This is a genomic window from Acetivibrio ethanolgignens, from assembly GCF_001461035.1.
Classification (GTDB): domain Bacteria; phylum Bacillota; class Clostridia; order Lachnospirales; family Lachnospiraceae; genus Velocimicrobium; species Velocimicrobium ethanolgignens.
Window position 1 is genome coordinate 24890 of sequence record NZ_LNAM01000112.1, and the last position, 17838, is coordinate 42727.

Genomic DNA, 17838 nt, shown 5'->3' on the forward strand with positions numbered 1-17838 from the left:
AAAATGGAAAGGTATGTTAGCATTGATATTGGAGGAACTGCGATAAAATATGGAATTATTGATGAAAATGGGAAGATTCTGGAACGAAGGGAGAAGCCGACCGAGGCTTTTATGGGCGGACTATCAATTTTAAAAAAAACCGTTGATATTGTAGAAAATTTTCAGAAGAATTTTGAAATCAATGGCATCTGTATTTCTACAGCAGGTATGGTAGATGTGAAAAAGGGCTCTATTTTTTATTCTGGGCCACAGATTCCGGATTATGCAGGTACGCAGTTTAAAAAGACCATGGAGGAACGTTTTGGAATTCCTTGTGAAGTGGAAAATGACGTTAACTGTGCTGGTCTTGCAGAGAGTGTATCCGGAGCAGCAAAGGACAGCTGTATTACTTTGTGTCTGACAATTGGAACAGGGATTGGTGGTTGCATTGTTATTAATGGAGAGGTGTTCCGTGGCTACAGTGGTAGTGCCTGCGAGGTGGGATATATGCATATGCTGGATAGCGATTTTCAGACACTGGGTGCAGCCAGCGTGCTGACTAAAAAGGTAGCTGCAAAGAAAAAGGAAGCGAAGAGCAGCTGGAACGGATACCGAATTTTCGAGGAAGCGAAAAAGGGAGATAGGATTTGCTGCGAGGCAATTGACGAGATGGTGGAGGTTTTGGGAAAAGGAATTGCTAATATCTGTTATGTTATTAACCCACAGATGGTTGTATTGGGCGGTGGAATTATGGCACAGAAGGAATATCTGTATCCACGGATTCTTTGTGCAATGGAGCGTTATCTGGTATCGAGCATCGCACAAAAGACAACTCTTCGGATGGCAGAGCATAAGAATGATGCTGGTATGCTGGGGGCCTTTTATCATTTCAGGAATTGCCAGAAGGAAAGGGAAATGGTAAAATAAGGATAAGGAAGAGAGGACGTGGTGTTATGGCAGGGTATGTGAAATCGATTATTCCAATTATTGAATCAAAGTATGATAATTTTACTCAAGTAGAGAAGTGTATTGCGGATTTTTTTCTTAAAAACAGGGATAATTTGGACTTTTCAGCCAAAAATATTGCAGAGCTGCTATTTGTATCAGAAGCGTCTCTTTCGCGTTTTGCGAAAAAATGTGGTTTTCATGGATACCGAGAATTTATTTACCAATATGAAGAATGTCTGTCAGAGTCAGAACGAAAGGAAGCTGCGGCTAGTAATACACGGACGGTGCTGAATATTTATCAGGATATATTAAATAAGACTTATAACCTAATGGATGAAGGTCAGGTTATGCGGATTGTGCATTATATGAATGAAGCGGAGAGAGTCTTTGTCTGCGGAAAAGGAAGCTCTGGGCTGGCAGCAAGCGAGATGGAAGTTCGATTTATGCGTATTGGCGTGGACATTGACTCATTGCAGGATACAGATCGGATGAAGATGCAGGCAGTGTTTCAGGATAAGTATAAGCTGGTGTTTGGAATCAGTTTGAGCGGAGAGACAGAGGAGATTATCTATCTTTTGCAGGAATCTTACAAGAGAGGAGCTAAAACGGTTCTTTTGACAGCTAGCAATATGACCAGCTTCCAGGAATTTTGCAGTGAAGTGGTTTTAGTACCTTCTTTAAAGTATTTGAACCATGGAAATATTATATCACCGCAGTTCCCGATTTTAGTAATGATAGATATTCTTTATTATTACTATGTAAATCAGGACAAATATGGAAAAGAGATATTGCATGATAATACGCTGCGAGCCTTAAAGGAAGGAAAAAGGCCACAGCGAATGATAGAATAGGAGATGGGAAAATGATTATTCAAAGTGAAAGAGTGTGGATTGGAGGCCAGTTTATTCCAGCACAGTTAGAAATTTCCGATGGAAAAATCGAAAGGATTTACGGTTATCAGAAAAAGGCGGCCGATGTGGATTATGGTACAGATAGGATGCTGCCGGGTTTTATTGATGTACATACTCATGGAGCTTATGGCTTTGACACAAACGATGGTGAGCCGGAGGGATTGCGTGAGTGGATGAAGAGGATTCCGGAAGAGGGAGTTACCTCCATCCTGCCGACAACGGTGACACAGATGCCGGATGTGCTGACAAAGGCAGTTGCAAATGTAGCGGCAGTAATAGAAGAGGGGTATGAAGGAGCCGAGATTTTAGGAATTCATTTTGAGGGTCCATATCTGGATATGCAGTATAAGGGTGCCCAGCCACCGGAGGCGATTGCTGAGCCTTCCGTGGAGCAGTTTAAGATGTACCAGGAGGCAGCGAAGGGCTGGATTAAGTATATTACGGTCAGCCCGGAGCATGATAAGGATCTTGCACTGACCCGCTACTGTGCCCAGAACGGTGTGGTTGTCAGTATGGGACATTCTTCTGCTACTTACGAGGAAGGGGTGTTAGCAATAGCCAATGGTGCCTCCTCTATGACACATGTTTATAACGGAATGACGGGATTCTTGCACCGTGCACCTGGACTTGTGGGTACGGCACTCCGCGTAAGAGATATCTATGGTGAGGTTATCGGTGATGGACACCATTCCCATGTGGCAGCTCTCAATGTATTTTTCCAGAGCAAGGGATGTGACAGAGGGATTCTTATAACGGATTCCCTTCGGGCAAAGCACTGCCCGCCGGGAGGAAATTACCAGCTGGGAGGTCATGACATCGAAATCAGTAAGGAGGGACTGGCTTATCTTAGGGGAACCCAGACTATTGCAGGAAGTACGCTTTCTATGAATATGGGACTTAAGATTCTGGTAGAAAAGGCAGGTATTCCAATGGATGCAGCTATCAATGCCTGCACAAGGAATCCGGCCAGATGCTTAGGTGTGGATAAAAGAAAAGGATGTCTGTGTGCCGGCTATGATGCAGATATTGTTGTACTGACAAATGATTATGAGGTAGTACAGACCTACTGCTGCGGCAAAGCATTTTTATAATTGTGTGAGATTAGAAGAGGTGTGTCTTGGCATACCTCTTTTTTTCTTGAATTTCCATGACGGCTATAGTATACTAAAAGTGCATGAGTATGTCTGCTGACAGGAAAGGAAGTAAAGAACCGTGCTTGATGAAAAAAGAATCCGTATTATGACCCGTCTGGCTCTGAGCGAAGAGAAGCATGGAAAGGAAAATTTTAATATCGGCAAGTACTACAAATCGGATTATATCCGCTGCAGCCTTTTGAAAACGATTCTTGCTGTGACTGTTGGCTATGTTCTGATTTTAGGAATGATTGCACTTTATCATGCAGAGTATTTAATAGCGAATGCGGCAAAGCTTGATTACAGAACGCTTGGCATGTATATTCTCGGAATTTATCTGTTAATTTTAATGGTTTATTCAGGAATTACTGTGACGATTTCAACGGTAAAATATGCCAGGGCTGTCCGTTTTGAGAAGAAATTTGGCAATGTTCTTGGTATACTCCACAAGCTTTATGAAGAAGCGAAGCTGGGACAGGAGGAACTTAGAAAATGATGTTTTTATTGGAAATAAAGGAAAGAATAAAGGAATTTTATTATAAAAATAAAACTTTTGTGGAGCCTGTTTGGAAATTTGTTGCAGCAATTATTGTTTTTATGATTATAAAACAGCAGCTGGGATATAATGATAAACTGGCGAGTATTCCGGTAATTATGGTACTGGCGTTGATAGCAGCTTTTACCAGCTCTAGTATTTTTGTTTTTCTATCTTGCATTTTAACGATAGGTCTGGTGTTTAGTGCTTCGATGATACTGGCAGTGATTGTGGCACTTGTCTACGTTGTTATGTATTGTATGGTACTTCGTTTTACACTGAAATTCAGTTATGTGCTGGTGCTGACACCTATTTTATTTGTACTGAAGATTCCATACTGTATTCCGCTGATTATGGGAATTATAAGTACACCGATTGCAATTTTACCGGTAAGCTGTGGAATTATTGTATATTATATGTTTTTAGTAATACAGACAACCGCAAATACTACTTTTGGAGTATCAATGGAGGATGCTTTGAATATATATAAAATTGTTGCAGGTGGTGTGTTCTCAAATAAGGAGATGCTGGTAGACCTCCTGGTATTTGCCATAGCACTTTTAATTACTTACATTATACGCAGACAGGTAATTAACCATGCCTTTGAAATTGGTATTGGAGCAGGAACGATTGTGGTGATAGTAGGCTCCCTGGCCGGAAGGATGGTATTTGATACCGGTAATATAAGTACAGTGGTTATCGGTACAGTAATTTCCGGTCTGATTGCACTGGGAGTCTGGTTCTTCCGGATGGGGCTTGACTATACAGCAGTGGAGAGAATACAGTTTGAAGATGATGATTATTATTACTATGTAAAAGCAGTACCAAAGCTTTCGATTACGGCTCCGGAAAAAAATGTAAAACGGATTAATAATCCAAATCCTTCCGGAGGATTTGAGGAGGAAAGTTAAGAAAATTAGGTTAGTTGGTTTATGCGGAGGCAGGAATGGATATTTTAAAGAGTATCTTTGAAAAGTATTTGACAATAGGCAGTTTGCCAACGAGGATAACACCGATTGATATTCTCGAAATATTGATTATAGCATTTGTTCTTTATCACATTATTATCTGGGTGAAGCAGACTAGAGCCTGGATTGTGGTAAAGGGCCTTATTGTGATACTTTTTGTAATACTGATTGCAGTGATTCTGGAGATGAGAGCGATTCTCTGGATTTTTGAAAATTCCATTCAGATTATTATCACAGCACTGATTGTAGTATTCCAGCCGGAGCTTAGGAAGGCCTTAGAACAGCTGGGAAGAAAGAATTATATTGCTTCCCTGATTCCTTTTGAGGATACTAAAGGAAAAGAACAGAAGTATTCGGAGCGTACAGTCAATGAGATTGTAAAGGCTGCCTATGAAATGGGTAAGAGCAAGACAGGTGCTTTGATTGTTATGGAACGGGAGGTTGCTCTAAACGAGTTTGAACGTACGGGTATTGCCTTGGATTCCCTGGTAAGCAGCCAGCTTCTGATTAATATTTTTGAACACAATACACCTTTACATGACGGTGCTGTCATTGTACGGGGAGACCGTATTACGGCAGCGACCTGTTATTTACCGCTGTCAGATAATATGGAGCTTTCCAAGGAGCTTGGAACAAGACATAGGGCAGCGGTGGGTATTAGTGAGGTGACAGATAGTATTACAGTCATTGTTTCGGAAGAGACAGGTAAGGTATCGATTGCTTTAGAGGGTGAGATTATCCGTGCAGTGGATGGCGAAACTCTGAAAAAGTATCTGCTGGCGGCGGAAAATGATACAAAGCCGGTAAAACGGAAAATTAAATTATGGAAGGGAAGAAGAAAAGATGAAAGAACGTCTGACAAATAATTTTGGCATAAAGCTTCTGTCCCTGTTTTTAGCAGCGATAATGTGGATTGTAATTATTAATCTGGACGATCCGATAATAGCAAGGACTTATCAAAATATTACTGTAGACATTACGAATGAATCAGCGATTGCTTCTCTGGGGCAGGTATATGATGTTGTAGAGGGGAGAACAGTTTCTGTTACTGTAAAGGGAAAACGAAGCATTGTAGATAAAATCAAGGCTGCTGATTTAAAGGCGAGCGTAGATTTGTCTAATATTTCTTCTTTTAATAAAGTAGAGATTACAGCTTCCTGTGAAAAATATGCTTATGAAAATCTGGAAATTACAGCGAAACCAAAGCTGATGCAGATAACCTTAGAGGATCGCGGTGAAAAGCAGGTCAATGTTAAGGTGACAACGACTGGAACCCCGGCAGATGGCTACAGTGTCGGTATGATTGAGGCGAAACCGGTGATGTTAGCTATCAGTGGAGCCGAATCTGTAGTTGCTAAAATTGAAGAGGCAAGGGTAATGGTTGATGTGAGTGGAGAGACAGAGACCTTTACACGAAAGGGACTGGAGCCGAAGCTGTATGATGCAGATGGTAATGAAATTGATGCTTCTCGTCTGACTTTTAATAAAAAGACGGTATCTGCAAAGGTAAATATTTTAAAAACCAAGAGTGTGCCGGTTCAAGTGACAACGGTTGGAACTCCGGCTCATGGCTATGGGATATATCAGGTTGATTATGAACCGAAGATGGTAGAAATTGCAGGCTCTGATGAAGAATTGGCTAACATAAGCTCTATCCCATTGGAAATTAATGTAGATGGGGTATCAGCAGATGTAGAGCAGACGATAGCTCTGGAAGAGCAGCTTGCAAAGGGCATTCGTATTGTGGATAATGTGGAGTCAGTAGTGGTGAAGATTACAATTAAGGCAATGGAAACCCGGGAATTTTATCTGAATCCGGCGGATATTTCTACAAAAAATATGCCGGCAGGTATGAATTTTGCTTTTGCTTCTCCGGATACCTCTGTCAGGCTGCGGATTATGGGGATGGAAGAATCCTTAAGCCGCTTCAGTGTAGCTAATCTGGGAGCCTATATCGATTTGGAGGGGATTGGTGAAGGAACGCACCAGGTAGAAATTCAGCTTAATCTAGGTGAAGAGCTACATTTGGTAGAGACACCGAAGATTTCAGTAAAGCTTACTCCGGAGGGGCAGGAAGAACCGACAGACAATCAGGACACAGAAGATGAAGGAGGAGAGAGTGAGTAGTAATATATAAGGAGTGATAGTATGGTTAGCAGGGCTACAACAATTAAGGACCCTAAGGGGCTGCATCTTCGGACAGCTACCATTTTCAGCGGCGAGGCATTGAAATTTAAGTGTTCCGTTAAAATACGTTCCGGGAATGCGACGCTGAATGCAAAAAGTGTTCTGGGGGTTTTGGGAACCTGTGCTAAATATGGTGATGAGGTAGAAATTATTTGCAGCGGTGAGGATGAAGAGAAAGCGGCCGAGACACTAATTGAGATTTTGCGTAATTTAAACATAGAAGAATAAAAGAGCTGCTGCGGAGCTTTTGTGTTTCGCAGCAGTTTTTGGGGAAAAGAGAATTAGAAGTGGAGGATAGAAAAGCATGTGGATTGCAGATGGATGGAAGGATTATGAAGTAATTGACTGTTCTTCTGGTGAGAAGCTGGAACGTTGGGGAAAGTATATTTTGGTACGGCCGGATCCACAGGTTATCTGGGATACGCCGAAACGGGACAGAGGCTGGAAGCGGCCAAATGCCCATTATCATAGAAGTCAAAAGGGCGGTGGCGAATGGGAGTTTTTTGATTTGCCAAAGCAGTGGCAGATACATTACCGCGATTTGACTTTTAATCTGCAGCCTTTTAATTTTAAGCATACAGGACTTTTTCCAGAGCAGGCAGCAAATTGGGATTGGTTCCGGGAGAAGATTGAGAAGGCGGGACGTCCGATTAAGGTGCTGAATCTATTTGCTTATACAGGAGGAGCCAGTGTGGCAGCTGCAAAAGCAGGAGCCAGCGTAACCCACGTGGATGCATCCAAGGGTATGGTGACCTGGGCAAAGGAAAATGCAGCAGCTTCTGGCCTGTCGGATGCTCCAATCCGCTGGATTGTGGATGATTGTGTGAAATTTGTAGAGCGGGAAATCCGTCGAGGCAACCACTACGATGCAATTATCATGGATCCACCGTCTTACGGCAGGGGACCAAAGGGAGAAATCTGGAAAATTGAAGAAAAAATTCATCCGTTTGTCCAGCTTTGTACCCAGGTGCTGTCGGATGACCCATTGTTTTTCCTGATTAATTCCTACACAACTGGCCTGCAGCCGGCGGTGCTTTCCTATATGGTAAATACAGAGGTGGTTTCCAGGTTTGGAGGACAGGTAGATGCTCAGGAAATCGGTCTTCCGGTATCGGGCAATGGCTTGGTGCTGCCGTGTGGAGCATCTGCCAGATGGGAAAAATAAGATATGGGGTAATAAAAAAAGGTAGCAGGCAGTTCTATATCTGCCTGCTACCTTTTTTATTTGTGCATTATAAAGCTTTTGACGTTTCGGATACCTGCAACTGCAAAGGCGATAGCGCCGCTGAATAAGAACAGGAATCCAATAGGGAGAAGGAAAAAGCCTTCATGCAAAAAACCTTCGCTGTCGATGTATTCCACAGTAATCCCTTTCAAAAACAGGCAAGCTGCACCAATGCAAAGCAAGATACTTCCTATAATAATAATGCTGCGATTTATTTTTGCCCGATTGGTTTCGCTTCCATCTTGAATTAATTTGTGTTCCATATCACTCCCTCCTAATATTAATTGATCAAGCGAAAGGTTAAATACTTTTGCAATTTTTACAACCATTTCAAGATCAGGCAGATTTCGGTTATTTTCCCAGCTGGATATAGTCTGTCTGGAAACGTTTAGTTGGGTTGCCAGCTGTTCCTGAGTTAAGCCATTCTCTGACCTGATTTTTTTAATTTGTTCTCCAAAATTCATAAAGTAATCCTCCCTTTGCTCGTTATTATCATTTTAGGTAAACAGTGGATTTTCTGCAAGACAGCCTCTCTGTCATAGGTAATTTTTGCACGCTAGAGTTGCTGTCATTGCCTTTATTATACTATATTGAGGCAAAGAAGTAAAAATATAGAAAAAATATTGTAAATGTAGATGAGGTTAGATACAATGGTTACATGACATATCGGTGTCGTGTTTAACGTGCTATGATTTAAACAAAGGGTTGAACCATACTATCTAATTTTTCGGTGGTCGAGCTGGTATTTATGGGGCTGGTGTAAGGAACGTGAGGATTACCGGTTGTTTAAGCTGAATCGTATGGATAAGGTAGTTTTGTCGGATGTTGAATTTCCTAAACGTTCGGTTCCGCTACCGGATTTGAGTAGTGAGAGGATTTTCCCCGGAAATGTTCGGGTGAAGGCTCTTTTTGAGGCAGAATGTAAATGGAGGCTGGTAGAGGAATTTGGGATAGAAAGCTTTGAGGAACAGCCTGATGGAAGGCTTTTGTTTCATACAGATTATACAGACAGGGAAAGCTTACTGAGCTGGATTTTGACTTTTCAGGATAAGGTGGTGCTGCTTGAGCCTGAGGGGCTTCGTGATGAACTGCTAATTGTATTGGATAAAATGAAAGAAAGATATGGAAGAGAGAAAGAAGATGGATTACATTAGAGTGACTGCTGAAAATTTGGATAAGGAGCACATCTGCTGTGCCATTTCTAATAACAAAGATCCGCAGGTGATTGTAAAAAAGACGTGGCTTGCAGACAGATTTAAGGAGGGGCTGGTATTTTTAAAGGGAAATATTCGTGGCAAGTGTTTTATTGAATACATACCGGCAGAAAATGCATGGGTACCAATAAATGCAGAGAATTATATGCATATTAATTGTTTCTGGGTGTCTGGCTCATATAAAGGAAATGGCTATGCCAATGAGCTTTTGAAGCAATGCATTTCAGATGCAAAGGATAAGGGAAAAAGTGGAATTACGGTTATTTCTTCTGAAAAGAAAATGTCCTTTTTATCAGACCCTAAATATCTTAGCTATAAAGGCTTTCAGATTGCGGATGCTGCAGAGCCATACTTTACGCTTATGTATCTGCCTTTTGATGAAAATGCAGAGGTTCCAAAGTTTAAAGCTTGTGCAAAAGCTCCTCAAACGGATAAAGGAGGATTTACTTTATATTACACGAGTGGCTGCCCATATACGGCTAAGTATGTACCGGTTATAGAGAATTATGCTGTTTCTAATGGAATTGCTTTTAATTCGGTTCATTTGGATAGTAAGGAAAAAGCACAGAATGCACCTATGGCATGGACAAATTATGCCTTATTCTACAATGGACAATATATTACCAATGAAATTTTATCAGAGAAAAAGTTTCAGGCAATTTGTGAGGAACTTATGAACTAAAAAAGCAACAGGCAATTACGGGCAGACAGATAAAAGAAGAGGAGTAAAAAAGGAAACCGCCAGATAGAAGGATATTTTGATTATGTTGTACCTCCACTGGAAGGCTTTTGGTGGCAGGATAATATAAAAGGGATAGATTATTCCCGCAAGGAGGATTTTAATTTTATTTCGGTTATTCGTCTGCCGGATTTTGTGACAAGAGAGGACTTTGCATGGGCGGTAGCAGTAGCGGCAGAAAAAAAGCAGGAGGATTTTTCAAAGGTTGAATTTTTGACTTACGATGAGGGCGTCTGTGTTCAATGTATGCATATCGGCCCTTATGATAACGAGCCCCAAACGGTACAGGTAATGCACGACTATATGGCTTCGGAGGGCTATGAGCTGGATATTACGGACACAAGATTACATCATGAGATTTATTTAAGTGATGCCAGACGGGTGGCACCTGAAAAATTAAAAACAGTGATAAGACATCCAGTCAGAAAAAAGTAAAAGCTTTGTCGTCAAAAGTTATACTAATATAGAAGAAACACGTTCATTTTTGTGAAAAAAATATGGAAAAAAGTACTTGCAATTATTTGCAACATGCTTTATAATAGTATCTGCTGTGACATTGATAGCTGTGAAGCGTGAGGTTGCTGCCTGAGAATGGCAGGTGTTCCGTGGAGCGAATGTCAAGTTAGGAAACTGGCGACAAGTCACTGTACAAGTAGATAATTCTGTTTTAAGGCAGGAGAAGTGAGTAATTGCGGGCATTTGACACCGCGATACACACGGTTAAGTGTACAGTCACCACTTGTCGTACTGATATTTAAGTGCGAAAAGGAGGCAGCTTTTTTTTATGGCAAGTCAAGTAATGAGAATTACACTTAAGGCATACGATCATCAGTTAGTCGATCAGTCTGCTGGAAAAATCATTGAAACTGTAAAGAAGACAGGAGCTAAGGTGAGTGGACCGGTACCTCTTCCAACAAAGAAGGAAGTAGTAACTATCTTAAGAGCGGTACACAAATACAAAGACTCCAGAGAGCAGTTCGAGCAGAGAACACACAAGAGATTAATTGATATCATGTCCCCATCTCAGAAGACAGTAGATGCACTGTCCAGATTAGAGATGCCAGCAGGTGTTTTCATCGACATCAAGATGAAAGAGAAATAAGATTAGGTAAGAATCCTTAGGGTTAATATATAGAGTCCAAGCAACGAAGAGCGTAGACCTACGACTTGGATACCAAGCACTCGGTTATATAACCGTCTAGGATGAGCGTTAGGACTTTGAGCTGAGCAGAAGCCGTAGCTAGTCTATACAACGCTCCGCTGTAGATTAAATAGGAGGTGCAACAATGCAGAAAGCTATTTTAGCAACAAAAGTCGGAATGACTCAAATCTTCAATGAAGACGGAGTTTTAACTCCAGTAACTGTATTACAGGCTGGCCCTTGTGTAGTAACGCAGGTTAAGACAGTTGAGAACGATGGATACAGTGCAGTACAGGTTGGTTACGGTGACATCAGAGAGAAGTTACTGAACAAGCCACAGAAGGGACACTTTGCAAAAGCAGGTGTTGCTAATAAGAGATATCTTAAAGAATTTAAGTTTGACAATGCTGAGGAGTACACAGTAGGACAGGAAATCAAGGTTGACATCTTTGCAGAAGGTGACAAGATTGATGCAACTGCTAAGTCAAAGGGTAAAGGATTCCAGGGTGCTATCAAGCGTCACGGACAGTCCAGAGGACCTATGGCTCACGGTTCCAAGTTCCATAGACATGCAGGCTCCAACGGTGCTGCTTCTGACCCAAGTAAGGTATTCAAGGGTAAGAAGATGCCAGGACAGATGGGTGCTGTAAGAGTTACCATCCAGAACCTTGAGGTTGTAAGAGTAGATGCAGAAAACAATGTTATCTTAGTAAAGGGTGCTGTTCCAGGACCTAAGAAATCTATGGTAATGATTAGAGAATCAGTAAAGGCAAACTAAGCTTTAAGGAAGGAGGACTATACAGATGGCAAACGTATCTGTTTACAATATGGAAGGCAAAGAAGTTGGCTCTTTAGAGCTTAATGATACAGTATTTGCTGCTCCAATAAATGAACATTTAGTTCACATGGCTGTAGTATTACAGTTAGCTAACAAACGCCAGGGAACACAGAGTGCTAAGACTCGTTCCGAAGTAAGCGGCGGCGGAAGAAAACCATGGAGACAGAAGGGAACAGGTCATGCAAGACAGGGTTCAACCAGATCTCCACAGTGGGCAGGCGGCGGAGTTGTATTCGCACCAAAGCCAAGAGATTACTCTTTCAAGATGAACAAGAAGGAAAAGGCAGCAGCTATCCGTTCTGCTTTATCTTCCAGAGTAAGCGAGAACAAGTTCGTTGTTCTTGATGAGTTAAAGTTAGATGAGATTAAGACAAAGAAGATGGTAGAGGTTCTTAACAACTTAAAGGTAAACAAGGCTTTAGTTGTTACTGCTGAAAAGGATGACAATGTAGTTCTTTCTGCAAGAAACCTTCCAGAAGTAAGAGCTGCTTTCACAAACACAATCAACGTATATGACATCTTAAAGTATGACACAGTTGTTATTACTAAGGATGCAGTTGCTAAGCTTGAGGAGGTGTACGCATAATGGCAGATTTAAAATACTATGACATTATTTTAAAACCAATCATCACTGAGAAGAGTATGAATGCTATGAACGAAAAGAAGTATACTTTCTCTGTACACACAGATGCAACAAAGACTCAGATTAAGGAAGCTGTAGAAAAGATGTTCGCAGGAACCAAGGTTAAGAGTGTAAACACCATGAACCTGGATGGAAAGAACAAGCGTCGTGGAAATACCGTAGGTAAGACCGCTAAGACAAAGAAGGCTATCGTTCAGCTGACTGAGGATAGTGCAGAAATTGAGATTTTCGCAGGCTTATAAGAAGCCTAACTATCGGGGCTTCTTCCCCGGATGATAGAAGAAAGGAGAAACATCATGGGAATTAAAAAGTTTAACCCATATACACCTTCCAGAAGACATATGACAAGCTCTGATTTTTCTGAGATTACAACAAGTACTCCTGAGAAATCCTTACTTGTTTCTTTAAATAAGTCTGCTGGACGTAACAATCAGGGTAAGATTACAGTAAGACACCGCGGCGGTGGAAATAGAAAGAAATACAGAGTTATTGATTTTAAGAGAAATAAGGATGGTATTCCAGCAACAGTTAAGACTATTGAGTACGATCCAAACAGAACAGCAAACATCGCATTAATCTGCTACGCAGATGGTCAGAAGGCTTATATCCTGGCTCCTAACGGTTTAAAGGTGGGACAGAAGGTTATGAACGGACCAGAAGCAGAAGTTCGTGTTGGAAATTGCTTACCACTTACAGAAATTCCAGTTGGTACTCAGGTACACAACATCGAATTATATCCGGGCCGTGGCGGTCAGTTAGTTCGTTCCGCAGGTAACAGTGCCCAGTTAATGGCAAAAGAAGGAAAATATGCAACACTTCGTCTTCCTTCTGGCGAAATGAGAATGGTTCCAATCATCTGCCGTGCAACTATCGGACAGGTTGGAAACATTGACCATGAATTAATTAACATTGGTAAAGCAGGACGTAAGCGTCACATGGGTATCAGACCTACAGTTCGCGGTTCTGTTATGAACCCTAATGACCATCCACATGGTGGTGGTGAAGGTAAGACTGGAATCGGTCGTCCGGGTCCATGTACACCTTGGGGCAAGCCAGCTCTTGGTTTGAAGACCAGAAAGAAAAACAAGCACTCTAACAAGATGATCGTAAGAAGAAGAGACGGTAAGGCGTTAGGTAAATAAGGAGGTATAATTCATGGCACGTTCATTAAAGAAGGGACCATTCGCTGATGCTCATTTACTGAAAAAAGTAGATGAGATGAATAAAGCAGGCGACAAGCAGGTTATCAAGACCTGGTCACGTCGTTCCACTATCTTCCCTACATTCGTAGGCCATACATTTGCAGTACATGACGGTAGAAGACATGTGCCTGTATATGTAACAGAGGATATGGTTGGACACAAGCTCGGTGAGTTTGTAGCAACCAGAACCTACAGAGGTCACGGTAAGGACGAGAAAAAAGGTAGAAAATAGTCATTTAACATTGGGTATATTTGAAAGGAGGCTTCACTCATGGCAAAGGGACATAGATCTCAAATTAAAAGAGAGAGAAATGAGAACCAGAGAGATACAAGACCATCTGCTAAGTTATCCTACGCACGGGTTTCTGTCCAGAAGGCTTGTTTCGTACTGGATGCCATCAGAGGCAAGGACGTAAAAACAGCACTTGGTATTTTAGCTTACAATCCAAGATATGCTTCATCTTTAATAGAGAAATTATTAAAATCAGCAATCGCTAACGCTGAGAACAACAACGGTATGAATCCAGATAACCTTTATGTAGCAGCCTGCTACGCAAATAAGGGACCAACAATGAAGAGAATCAGACCAAGAGCACAGGGTAGAGCTTATAGAATCGAAAAGAGAATGAGCCACATCACAATCGTGCTTGATGAAAGATAAGGAGGGCAAACATGGGACAGAAAGTTAATCCTCATGGTTTAAGAGTTGGAGTTATTGCTGATTGGGACTCCAGATGGTATGCAGAGGCTGATTTCGCTGATAACTTAGTAGAAGACTACAATATCAGAAAGTTCTTAAAGAAGAAATTATACAGTGCTGGTGTTGCAAAAATCGAAATCGAGCGTTCTGCTGATAGAGTAAAGATTATTATTTTAACAGCTAAGCCTGGTGTTGTTATCGGTAAGGGCGGAGCTGAGATTGAAAAGTTAAAGAACGAATTAACAAAGTTTACTAAGGCCAAGGTTTTAGTAGACATCAAGGAAGTAAAGAGACCGGACAACAATGCTCAGTTAGTAGCTGAGAACATTGCACAGCAGTTAGAGAATCGTATTTCTTTCCGTCGTGCTATGAAGTCCACTATGTCCAGAACTATGAAGTCTGGTGCATTAGGAATCAAGACCGCAGTATCCGGCCGTCTTGGCGGTGCTGATATGGCTCGTACCGAGTTCTACAGCGAAGGTACTATTCCTCTTCAGACTCTTCGTGCAAACATTGATTATGGTTTCGCAGAGGCTGATACAACTTATGGTAAACTTGGTGTTAAGGTATGGATTTACCAGGGCGAAGTACTTCCAACGAAAGGCGGAAAAAAGGAAGGGAGCGATAAATAATGTTAATGCCTAAGAGAGTTAAGCGTCGTAAACAGTTCCGTGGCTCCATGAGAGGTAAGGCACTGAGAGGTAACAAGATTACCCACGGCGAGTATGGTATTGTGGCTTTAGAGCCAGCATGGATTAAATCTAACCAGATCGAAGCTGCCCGTATCGCGATGACACGTTACATCAAGCGTGGTGGTAAGGTTTGGATTAAAATATTCCCAGATAAACCAGTAACAACAAAACCAGCTGAAACTCGTATGGGTTCCGGAAAGGGTACCCTGGAGTATTGGGTAGCAGTAGTTAAGCCGGGCCGTGTTATGTTCGAAATCGCTGGCGTTCCAGAAGAGGTTGCTAGAGAAGCTTTACGTCTTGCTACACACAAATTACCTGTAAAATGTAAAGTCGTTTCTCGTGCAGATTTAGAGGGAGGTGCCGGCAGTGAAGAGTAAGAATTATGTAAAGGACTTAGCAAATAAATCTGTTGCAGAATTAAATGAAGAATTAGTAGCTGCTAAAAAGGAACTGTTCAACCTTCGGTTCCAGAACGCAACAAATCAGTTGGATAACACTAGTAGAATCAAAGAGGTTCGGAAGAATATCGCAAGAATTCAGACCGTTATCTCTGCTCAGGCGAAATAATAGCCTGTATAAGTGCATCTGATTGATAGAAAGGAGAATTGTTGTGGAGAGAAATTTAAGAAAAACGCGTACTGGTAAAGTAGTAAGCGATAAGATGGATAAGACAATCGTAGTAGCAGTAGTTGACAACGTAAAGCATCCTCTTTACGGAAAGATCGTTAAGAGAACCTACAAGCTGAAAGCTCATGACGAGAACAACGAGTGCAAGATCGGCGATAGAGTAAAAGTTATGGAGACCAGACCATTATCTAAGGATAAGAGATGGAGACTGGTAGAGATTATTGAAAGAGCAAAATAATCAGGTCGAAAGGAGAATTAAGGTATGATCCAGCAGGAATCAAGACTTAAAGTTGCTGATAATACCGGAGCTAAGGAATTACTCTGCATCCGTGTATTAGGCGGTTCAACTAGAAGATATGCAGCTATTGGAGACATTATCGTTGCTTCTGTCAAAGATGCAACACCAGGTGGTGTTGTTAAGAAGGGTGACGTTGTTAAGGCAGTAGTTGTTCGTACAGTAAATGGAACCCGTCGTAAAGATGGTTCCTACATTAGATTTGATGAGAACGCAGCAGTTATTATTAAGGATGACAAGAACCCTAGAGGAACTCGTATTTTCGGACCTGTTGCTAGAGAGTTAAGAGAGAAGCAGTTCATGAAAATCGTTTCTTTAGCACCAGAAGTGTTATAAGGAGGTGTCGACAGTGGCAACTAGTAAGATTAAGAAGGGTGATACCGTAAAGGTTATTACCGGTAAAGATAAAGGAAAAGAAGGCAAGGTTCTTTCCGTAAAGGACGGCAAGGTATTAGTTGAAGGTGTCAACACCATTACGAAACATGCTAAGCCAAGCCAGGCTAATCCAAATGGTGGAATTATTCATCAGGAAGCCCCAATTGATATTTCAAACGTAATGTATGTAAATAAAGGCAAGACTACCCGAGTTGGCTTTAAGATGGACGGCGACAAGAAGGTTCGTATCGCTAAAGCAACTGGCGAAGTTATTGACTAATCGCAGAGAGGAGGAAATATACTTTGGCTCGTTTAAAAGAAAAATATTTAAATGAAATCATGGATGGTATGACAAAGAAGTTCGGCTATAAGAACGTAATGCAGGTACCAAAGCTTGAGAAAATCGTAATCAACATGGGCGTTGGAGAAGCAAAGGACAACGCTAAGGTTTTAGAGTCCGCAGTTAAGGATTTAGAGACTATTACAGGACAGAAGGCAGTTCTTACAAGAGCTAAGAAGTCCGTAGCTAACTTCAAGATCAGAGAGGGTATGGCAATCGGATGTAAGGTTACTTTAAGAGGCGAAAAGATGTATGAGTTCGCTGATCGTCTGATTAACCTGGCTCTGCCTCGAGTTCGTGACTTTAGAGGTGTTAATCCTAACGCATTCGATGGTCGTGGAAACTATGCACTTGGTATCAAGGAGCAGTTAATTTTCCCTGAAGTCGAATATGACAAGGTTGACAAGGTAAGAGGTATGGATGTAATTTTCGTAACCACAGCCAATACTGATGAAGAAGCTCGTGAATTACTGACACAGTTTGGTATGCCGTTTTCAAAATAGTTAGGAGGTAAATTTCATGGCTAAAACGTCTATGAAGGTAAAGCAGCAGCGTCCTGCTAAATTCTCTACAAGAGAATACAATCGTTGTAGAATCTGTGGTCGTCCACATGCTTATTTAAGAAAATACGGAATCTGCAGAATCTGCTTCCGTGAATTAGCTTATAAAGGACAGATCCCAGGAGTTAAGAAAGCAAGCTGGTAAAAGGAGGAACAACCAAATGACAATGAGCGATCCAATTGCAGATATGCTTACAAGAATCCGTAATGCAAATACTGCTAAACATGATACAGTTGATGTACCTGCTTCAAAGATGAAGGTTGCTATTGCAGATATTCTGTTAAAGGAAGGTTACATTAAGAGTTATACATTAGAAGAGGTTGGCGGCTTCAACAGCATCCATATTACCTTAAAATATGGTCAGGATAAGAACGTTAAGATCATTACCGGTCTTAAGAGAATTTCCAAGCCAGGTCTTCGTGTTTATACAAGTGCTGAGAATCTTCCAAAGGTTCTTGGTGGTTTAGGAACAGCTATCATTTCCACCAATCAGGGTGTTATCACTGATAAAGAAGCTAGAAAGCTTGGTATTGGTGGCGAAGTTTTAGCTTTCGTATGGTAGGTTTAAACTAAGAGTGATTTATT

At 41.4% G+C, this 17838-nt stretch carries 28 protein-coding genes and 2 pseudogenes; 29 read left to right on the plus strand and 1 reads right to left on the minus strand.

The annotated features are described in order from the left end of the window. Positions 1–3: 3 nt before the first annotated feature. From ASU35_RS05840 to ASU35_RS05880, 9 genes are all read left to right on the plus strand, one after another. Positions 4–906 carry an ROK family protein gene (locus ASU35_RS05840; protein ID WP_058352110.1) on the plus strand — a complete coding sequence of 301 codons (903 nt, stop codon included), beginning with the start codon at positions 4–6 and terminating at the stop codon, positions 904–906. A gap of 26 nt (positions 907–932) precedes the next feature. Further along, positions 933–1778 carry a MurR/RpiR family transcriptional regulator gene (locus tag ASU35_RS05845; protein ID WP_058352111.1) on the plus strand — a complete coding sequence of 282 codons (846 nt, stop codon included), beginning with the start codon at positions 933–935 and terminating at the stop codon, positions 1776–1778. An 11-nt stretch (positions 1779–1789) separates the two neighbouring features. Next, the gene (nagA, locus tag ASU35_RS05850; protein WP_058352112.1) at positions 1790–2929 is read left to right on the plus strand and encodes an N-acetylglucosamine-6-phosphate deacetylase; all 1140 of its coding nucleotides are present in this window, start codon (positions 1790–1792) and stop codon (positions 2927–2929) included. A gap of 121 nt (positions 2930–3050) precedes the next feature. Beyond that, positions 3051–3467: a hypothetical protein gene (locus ASU35_RS05855; protein WP_058352113.1), complete on the plus strand. Its 417-nt coding sequence runs from the start codon at positions 3051–3053 to the stop codon at positions 3465–3467. Further along, positions 3464–4417, plus strand: coding sequence for a hypothetical protein (locus ASU35_RS05860; protein WP_058352114.1), 954 nt, complete (start codon positions 3464–3466; stop codon positions 4415–4417). The genes ASU35_RS05855 and ASU35_RS05860 overlap by 4 nt, the downstream gene beginning before the upstream one ends. 35 nt (positions 4418–4452) lie before the next feature. Next, on the plus strand, positions 4453–5340 hold the full coding sequence (gene cdaA, locus ASU35_RS05865) for a diadenylate cyclase CdaA (protein ID WP_147525392.1): 888 nt from the start codon (positions 4453–4455) through the stop codon (positions 5338–5340). Then, positions 5318–6601 carry a CdaR family protein gene (locus ASU35_RS05870; RefSeq protein WP_058352115.1) on the plus strand — a complete coding sequence of 428 codons (1284 nt, stop codon included), beginning with the start codon at positions 5318–5320 and terminating at the stop codon, positions 6599–6601. Before cdaA ends, ASU35_RS05870 begins: the two co-directional genes overlap by 23 nt. Positions 6602–6622: 21 nt before the next feature. Further along, positions 6623–6889, plus strand: a complete 267-nt coding sequence (locus tag ASU35_RS05875; RefSeq protein WP_058352116.1) for an HPr family phosphocarrier protein — start codon at positions 6623–6625, stop codon at positions 6887–6889. 76 nt (positions 6890–6965) lie between these two features. Next, positions 6966–7826 (plus strand): class I SAM-dependent methyltransferase, encoded by an 861-nt coding sequence (locus tag ASU35_RS05880; RefSeq protein WP_058352117.1) that lies wholly within the window; start codon positions 6966–6968, stop codon positions 7824–7826. Between the two features lie 56 nt (positions 7827–7882). Here ASU35_RS05880 and ASU35_RS05885 read toward each other — a convergent pair whose 3' ends face one another. Then, a complete protein-coding gene (locus ASU35_RS05885; RefSeq protein ID WP_058352118.1) occupies positions 7883–8350 on the minus strand; it encodes a helix-turn-helix domain-containing protein in 468 nt (155 codons plus the stop codon). A gap of 249 nt (positions 8351–8599) precedes the next feature. Between ASU35_RS05885 and ASU35_RS20900 the strand changes: the two are divergent. From ASU35_RS20900 to rpsH, 20 genes and pseudogenes are all read left to right on the plus strand, one after another. After that, positions 8600–8686 (plus strand): annotated as a pseudogene (locus tag ASU35_RS20900) (WYL domain-containing protein); the annotation flags it as partial. Then, complete coding sequence (locus tag ASU35_RS05890; protein WP_479714984.1) at positions 8687–9040, plus strand: helix-turn-helix transcriptional regulator; 354 nt, start codon at positions 8687–8689, stop codon at positions 9038–9040. Next, positions 9027–9782, plus strand: a complete 756-nt coding sequence (locus ASU35_RS05895; RefSeq protein WP_058352120.1) for an N-acetyltransferase — start codon at positions 9027–9029, stop codon at positions 9780–9782. Before ASU35_RS05890 ends, ASU35_RS05895 begins: the two co-directional genes overlap by 14 nt. Positions 9783–9818: 36 nt before the next feature. Next, positions 9819–10274 (plus strand): annotated as a pseudogene (locus ASU35_RS05900) (GyrI-like domain-containing protein); the annotation flags it as partial. 349 nt (positions 10275–10623) lie between these two features. Beyond that, the gene (gene rpsJ, locus ASU35_RS05905) at positions 10624–10941 is read left to right on the plus strand and encodes a 30S ribosomal protein S10 (protein WP_058352121.1); all 318 of its coding nucleotides are present in this window, start codon (positions 10624–10626) and stop codon (positions 10939–10941) included. 184 nt (positions 10942–11125) lie between these two features. Further along, a complete protein-coding gene (gene rplC / locus ASU35_RS05910) occupies positions 11126–11758 on the plus strand; it encodes a 50S ribosomal protein L3 (RefSeq protein ID WP_058352122.1) in 633 nt (210 codons plus the stop codon). Between the two features lie 25 nt (positions 11759–11783). After that, on the plus strand, positions 11784–12404 hold the full coding sequence (rplD, locus tag ASU35_RS05915; RefSeq protein WP_058352123.1) for a 50S ribosomal protein L4: 621 nt from the start codon (positions 11784–11786) through the stop codon (positions 12402–12404). Further along, the gene (gene rplW, locus ASU35_RS05920) at positions 12404–12703 is read left to right on the plus strand and encodes a 50S ribosomal protein L23 (RefSeq protein ID WP_058352124.1); all 300 of its coding nucleotides are present in this window, start codon (positions 12404–12406) and stop codon (positions 12701–12703) included. Before rplD ends, rplW begins: the two co-directional genes overlap by 1 nt. Before the next feature lie 54 nt (positions 12704–12757). Further along, positions 12758–13603, plus strand: coding sequence for a 50S ribosomal protein L2 (gene rplB / locus ASU35_RS05925; protein WP_058352125.1), 846 nt, complete (start codon positions 12758–12760; stop codon positions 13601–13603). A 13-nt stretch (positions 13604–13616) separates the two neighbouring features. Further along, a complete protein-coding gene (rpsS, locus tag ASU35_RS05930; RefSeq protein WP_058352126.1) occupies positions 13617–13895 on the plus strand; it encodes a 30S ribosomal protein S19 in 279 nt (92 codons plus the stop codon). Between the two features lie 39 nt (positions 13896–13934). Further along, positions 13935–14324: a 50S ribosomal protein L22 gene (gene rplV / locus ASU35_RS05935; RefSeq protein WP_058352127.1), complete on the plus strand. Its 390-nt coding sequence runs from the start codon at positions 13935–13937 to the stop codon at positions 14322–14324. An 11-nt stretch (positions 14325–14335) separates the two neighbouring features. After that, entirely contained in the window at positions 14336–14995 is a 660-nt protein-coding gene (rpsC, locus tag ASU35_RS05940; RefSeq protein ID WP_058352128.1) for a 30S ribosomal protein S3, read from the plus strand. Continuing rightward, on the plus strand, positions 14995–15432 hold the full coding sequence (gene rplP / locus ASU35_RS05945) for a 50S ribosomal protein L16 (RefSeq protein WP_058352129.1): 438 nt from the start codon (positions 14995–14997) through the stop codon (positions 15430–15432). Before rpsC ends, rplP begins: the two co-directional genes overlap by 1 nt. Then, positions 15422–15622, plus strand: coding sequence for a 50S ribosomal protein L29 (gene rpmC / locus ASU35_RS05950; protein WP_058352130.1), 201 nt, complete (start codon positions 15422–15424; stop codon positions 15620–15622). The genes rplP and rpmC overlap by 11 nt, the downstream gene beginning before the upstream one ends. Before the next feature lie 43 nt (positions 15623–15665). Beyond that, a complete protein-coding gene (gene rpsQ / locus ASU35_RS05955) occupies positions 15666–15920 on the plus strand; it encodes a 30S ribosomal protein S17 (RefSeq protein ID WP_058352131.1) in 255 nt (84 codons plus the stop codon). 24 nt (positions 15921–15944) lie between these two features. Continuing rightward, positions 15945–16313: a 50S ribosomal protein L14 gene (rplN, locus tag ASU35_RS05960; RefSeq protein WP_058352132.1), complete on the plus strand. Its 369-nt coding sequence runs from the start codon at positions 15945–15947 to the stop codon at positions 16311–16313. A gap of 13 nt (positions 16314–16326) precedes the next feature. Then, positions 16327–16632, plus strand: a complete 306-nt coding sequence (gene rplX, locus ASU35_RS05965) for a 50S ribosomal protein L24 (protein WP_058352133.1) — start codon at positions 16327–16329, stop codon at positions 16630–16632. Between the two features lie 23 nt (positions 16633–16655). Then, complete coding sequence (gene rplE, locus ASU35_RS05970) at positions 16656–17195, plus strand: 50S ribosomal protein L5 (protein ID WP_058352134.1); 540 nt, start codon at positions 16656–16658, stop codon at positions 17193–17195. Positions 17196–17211: 16 nt separating this feature from the next. Further along, a complete protein-coding gene (locus ASU35_RS05975; protein WP_058352135.1) occupies positions 17212–17397 on the plus strand; it encodes a type Z 30S ribosomal protein S14 in 186 nt (61 codons plus the stop codon). Positions 17398–17413: 16 nt separating this feature from the next. After that, on the plus strand, positions 17414–17815 hold the full coding sequence (rpsH, locus tag ASU35_RS05980; RefSeq protein WP_058352136.1) for a 30S ribosomal protein S8: 402 nt from the start codon (positions 17414–17416) through the stop codon (positions 17813–17815). The last annotated feature ends 23 nt before the right edge of the window (positions 17816–17838 follow it).

Coding starts and splice junctions, on each gene's coding strand:
- rpsJ (WP_058352121.1), top strand. CDS start 10,624: ATGGCAAGTCAAGTAATGAGAATTACACTTAAGGCATACGATCATCAG.
- ASU35_RS05885 (WP_058352118.1), bottom strand. CDS start 8,350: ATGAATTTTGGAGAACAAATTAAAAAAATCAGGTCAGAGAATGGCTTA.
- rplB (WP_058352125.1), top strand. CDS start 12,758: ATGGGAATTAAAAAGTTTAACCCATATACACCTTCCAGAAGACATATG.
- ASU35_RS05975 (WP_058352135.1), top strand. CDS start 17,212: ATGGCTAAAACGTCTATGAAGGTAAAGCAGCAGCGTCCTGCTAAATTC.
- nagA (WP_058352112.1), top strand. CDS start 1,790: ATGATTATTCAAAGTGAAAGAGTGTGGATTGGAGGCCAGTTTATTCCA.
- ASU35_RS05845 (WP_058352111.1), top strand. CDS start 933: ATGGCAGGGTATGTGAAATCGATTATTCCAATTATTGAATCAAAGTAT.
- ASU35_RS05840 (WP_058352110.1), top strand. CDS start 4: ATGGAAAGGTATGTTAGCATTGATATTGGAGGAACTGCGATAAAATAT.
- rplD (WP_058352123.1), top strand. CDS start 11,784: ATGGCAAACGTATCTGTTTACAATATGGAAGGCAAAGAAGTTGGCTCT.
- rplW (WP_058352124.1), top strand. CDS start 12,404: ATGGCAGATTTAAAATACTATGACATTATTTTAAAACCAATCATCACT.
- rpsH (WP_058352136.1), top strand. CDS start 17,414: ATGACAATGAGCGATCCAATTGCAGATATGCTTACAAGAATCCGTAAT.
- ASU35_RS05895 (WP_058352120.1), top strand. CDS start 9,027: ATGGATTACATTAGAGTGACTGCTGAAAATTTGGATAAGGAGCACATC.
- ASU35_RS05880 (WP_058352117.1), top strand. CDS start 6,966: ATGTGGATTGCAGATGGATGGAAGGATTATGAAGTAATTGACTGTTCT.
- ASU35_RS05870 (WP_058352115.1), top strand. CDS start 5,318: ATGAAAGAACGTCTGACAAATAATTTTGGCATAAAGCTTCTGTCCCTG.
- ASU35_RS05875 (WP_058352116.1), top strand. CDS start 6,623: ATGGTTAGCAGGGCTACAACAATTAAGGACCCTAAGGGGCTGCATCTT.
- rplV (WP_058352127.1), top strand. CDS start 13,935: ATGGCAAAGGGACATAGATCTCAAATTAAAAGAGAGAGAAATGAGAAC.
- rplP (WP_058352129.1), top strand. CDS start 14,995: ATGTTAATGCCTAAGAGAGTTAAGCGTCGTAAACAGTTCCGTGGCTCC.
- rpsS (WP_058352126.1), top strand. CDS start 13,617: ATGGCACGTTCATTAAAGAAGGGACCATTCGCTGATGCTCATTTACTG.
- ASU35_RS05860 (WP_058352114.1), top strand. CDS start 3,464: ATGATGTTTTTATTGGAAATAAAGGAAAGAATAAAGGAATTTTATTAT.
- cdaA (WP_147525392.1), top strand. CDS start 4,453: ATGGATATTTTAAAGAGTATCTTTGAAAAGTATTTGACAATAGGCAGT.
- rplN (WP_058352132.1), top strand. CDS start 15,945: ATGATCCAGCAGGAATCAAGACTTAAAGTTGCTGATAATACCGGAGCT.
- rplC (WP_058352122.1), top strand. CDS start 11,126: ATGCAGAAAGCTATTTTAGCAACAAAAGTCGGAATGACTCAAATCTTC.
- ASU35_RS05890 (WP_479714984.1), top strand. CDS start 8,687: ATGGATAAGGTAGTTTTGTCGGATGTTGAATTTCCTAAACGTTCGGTT.
- rpsC (WP_058352128.1), top strand. CDS start 14,336: ATGGGACAGAAAGTTAATCCTCATGGTTTAAGAGTTGGAGTTATTGCT.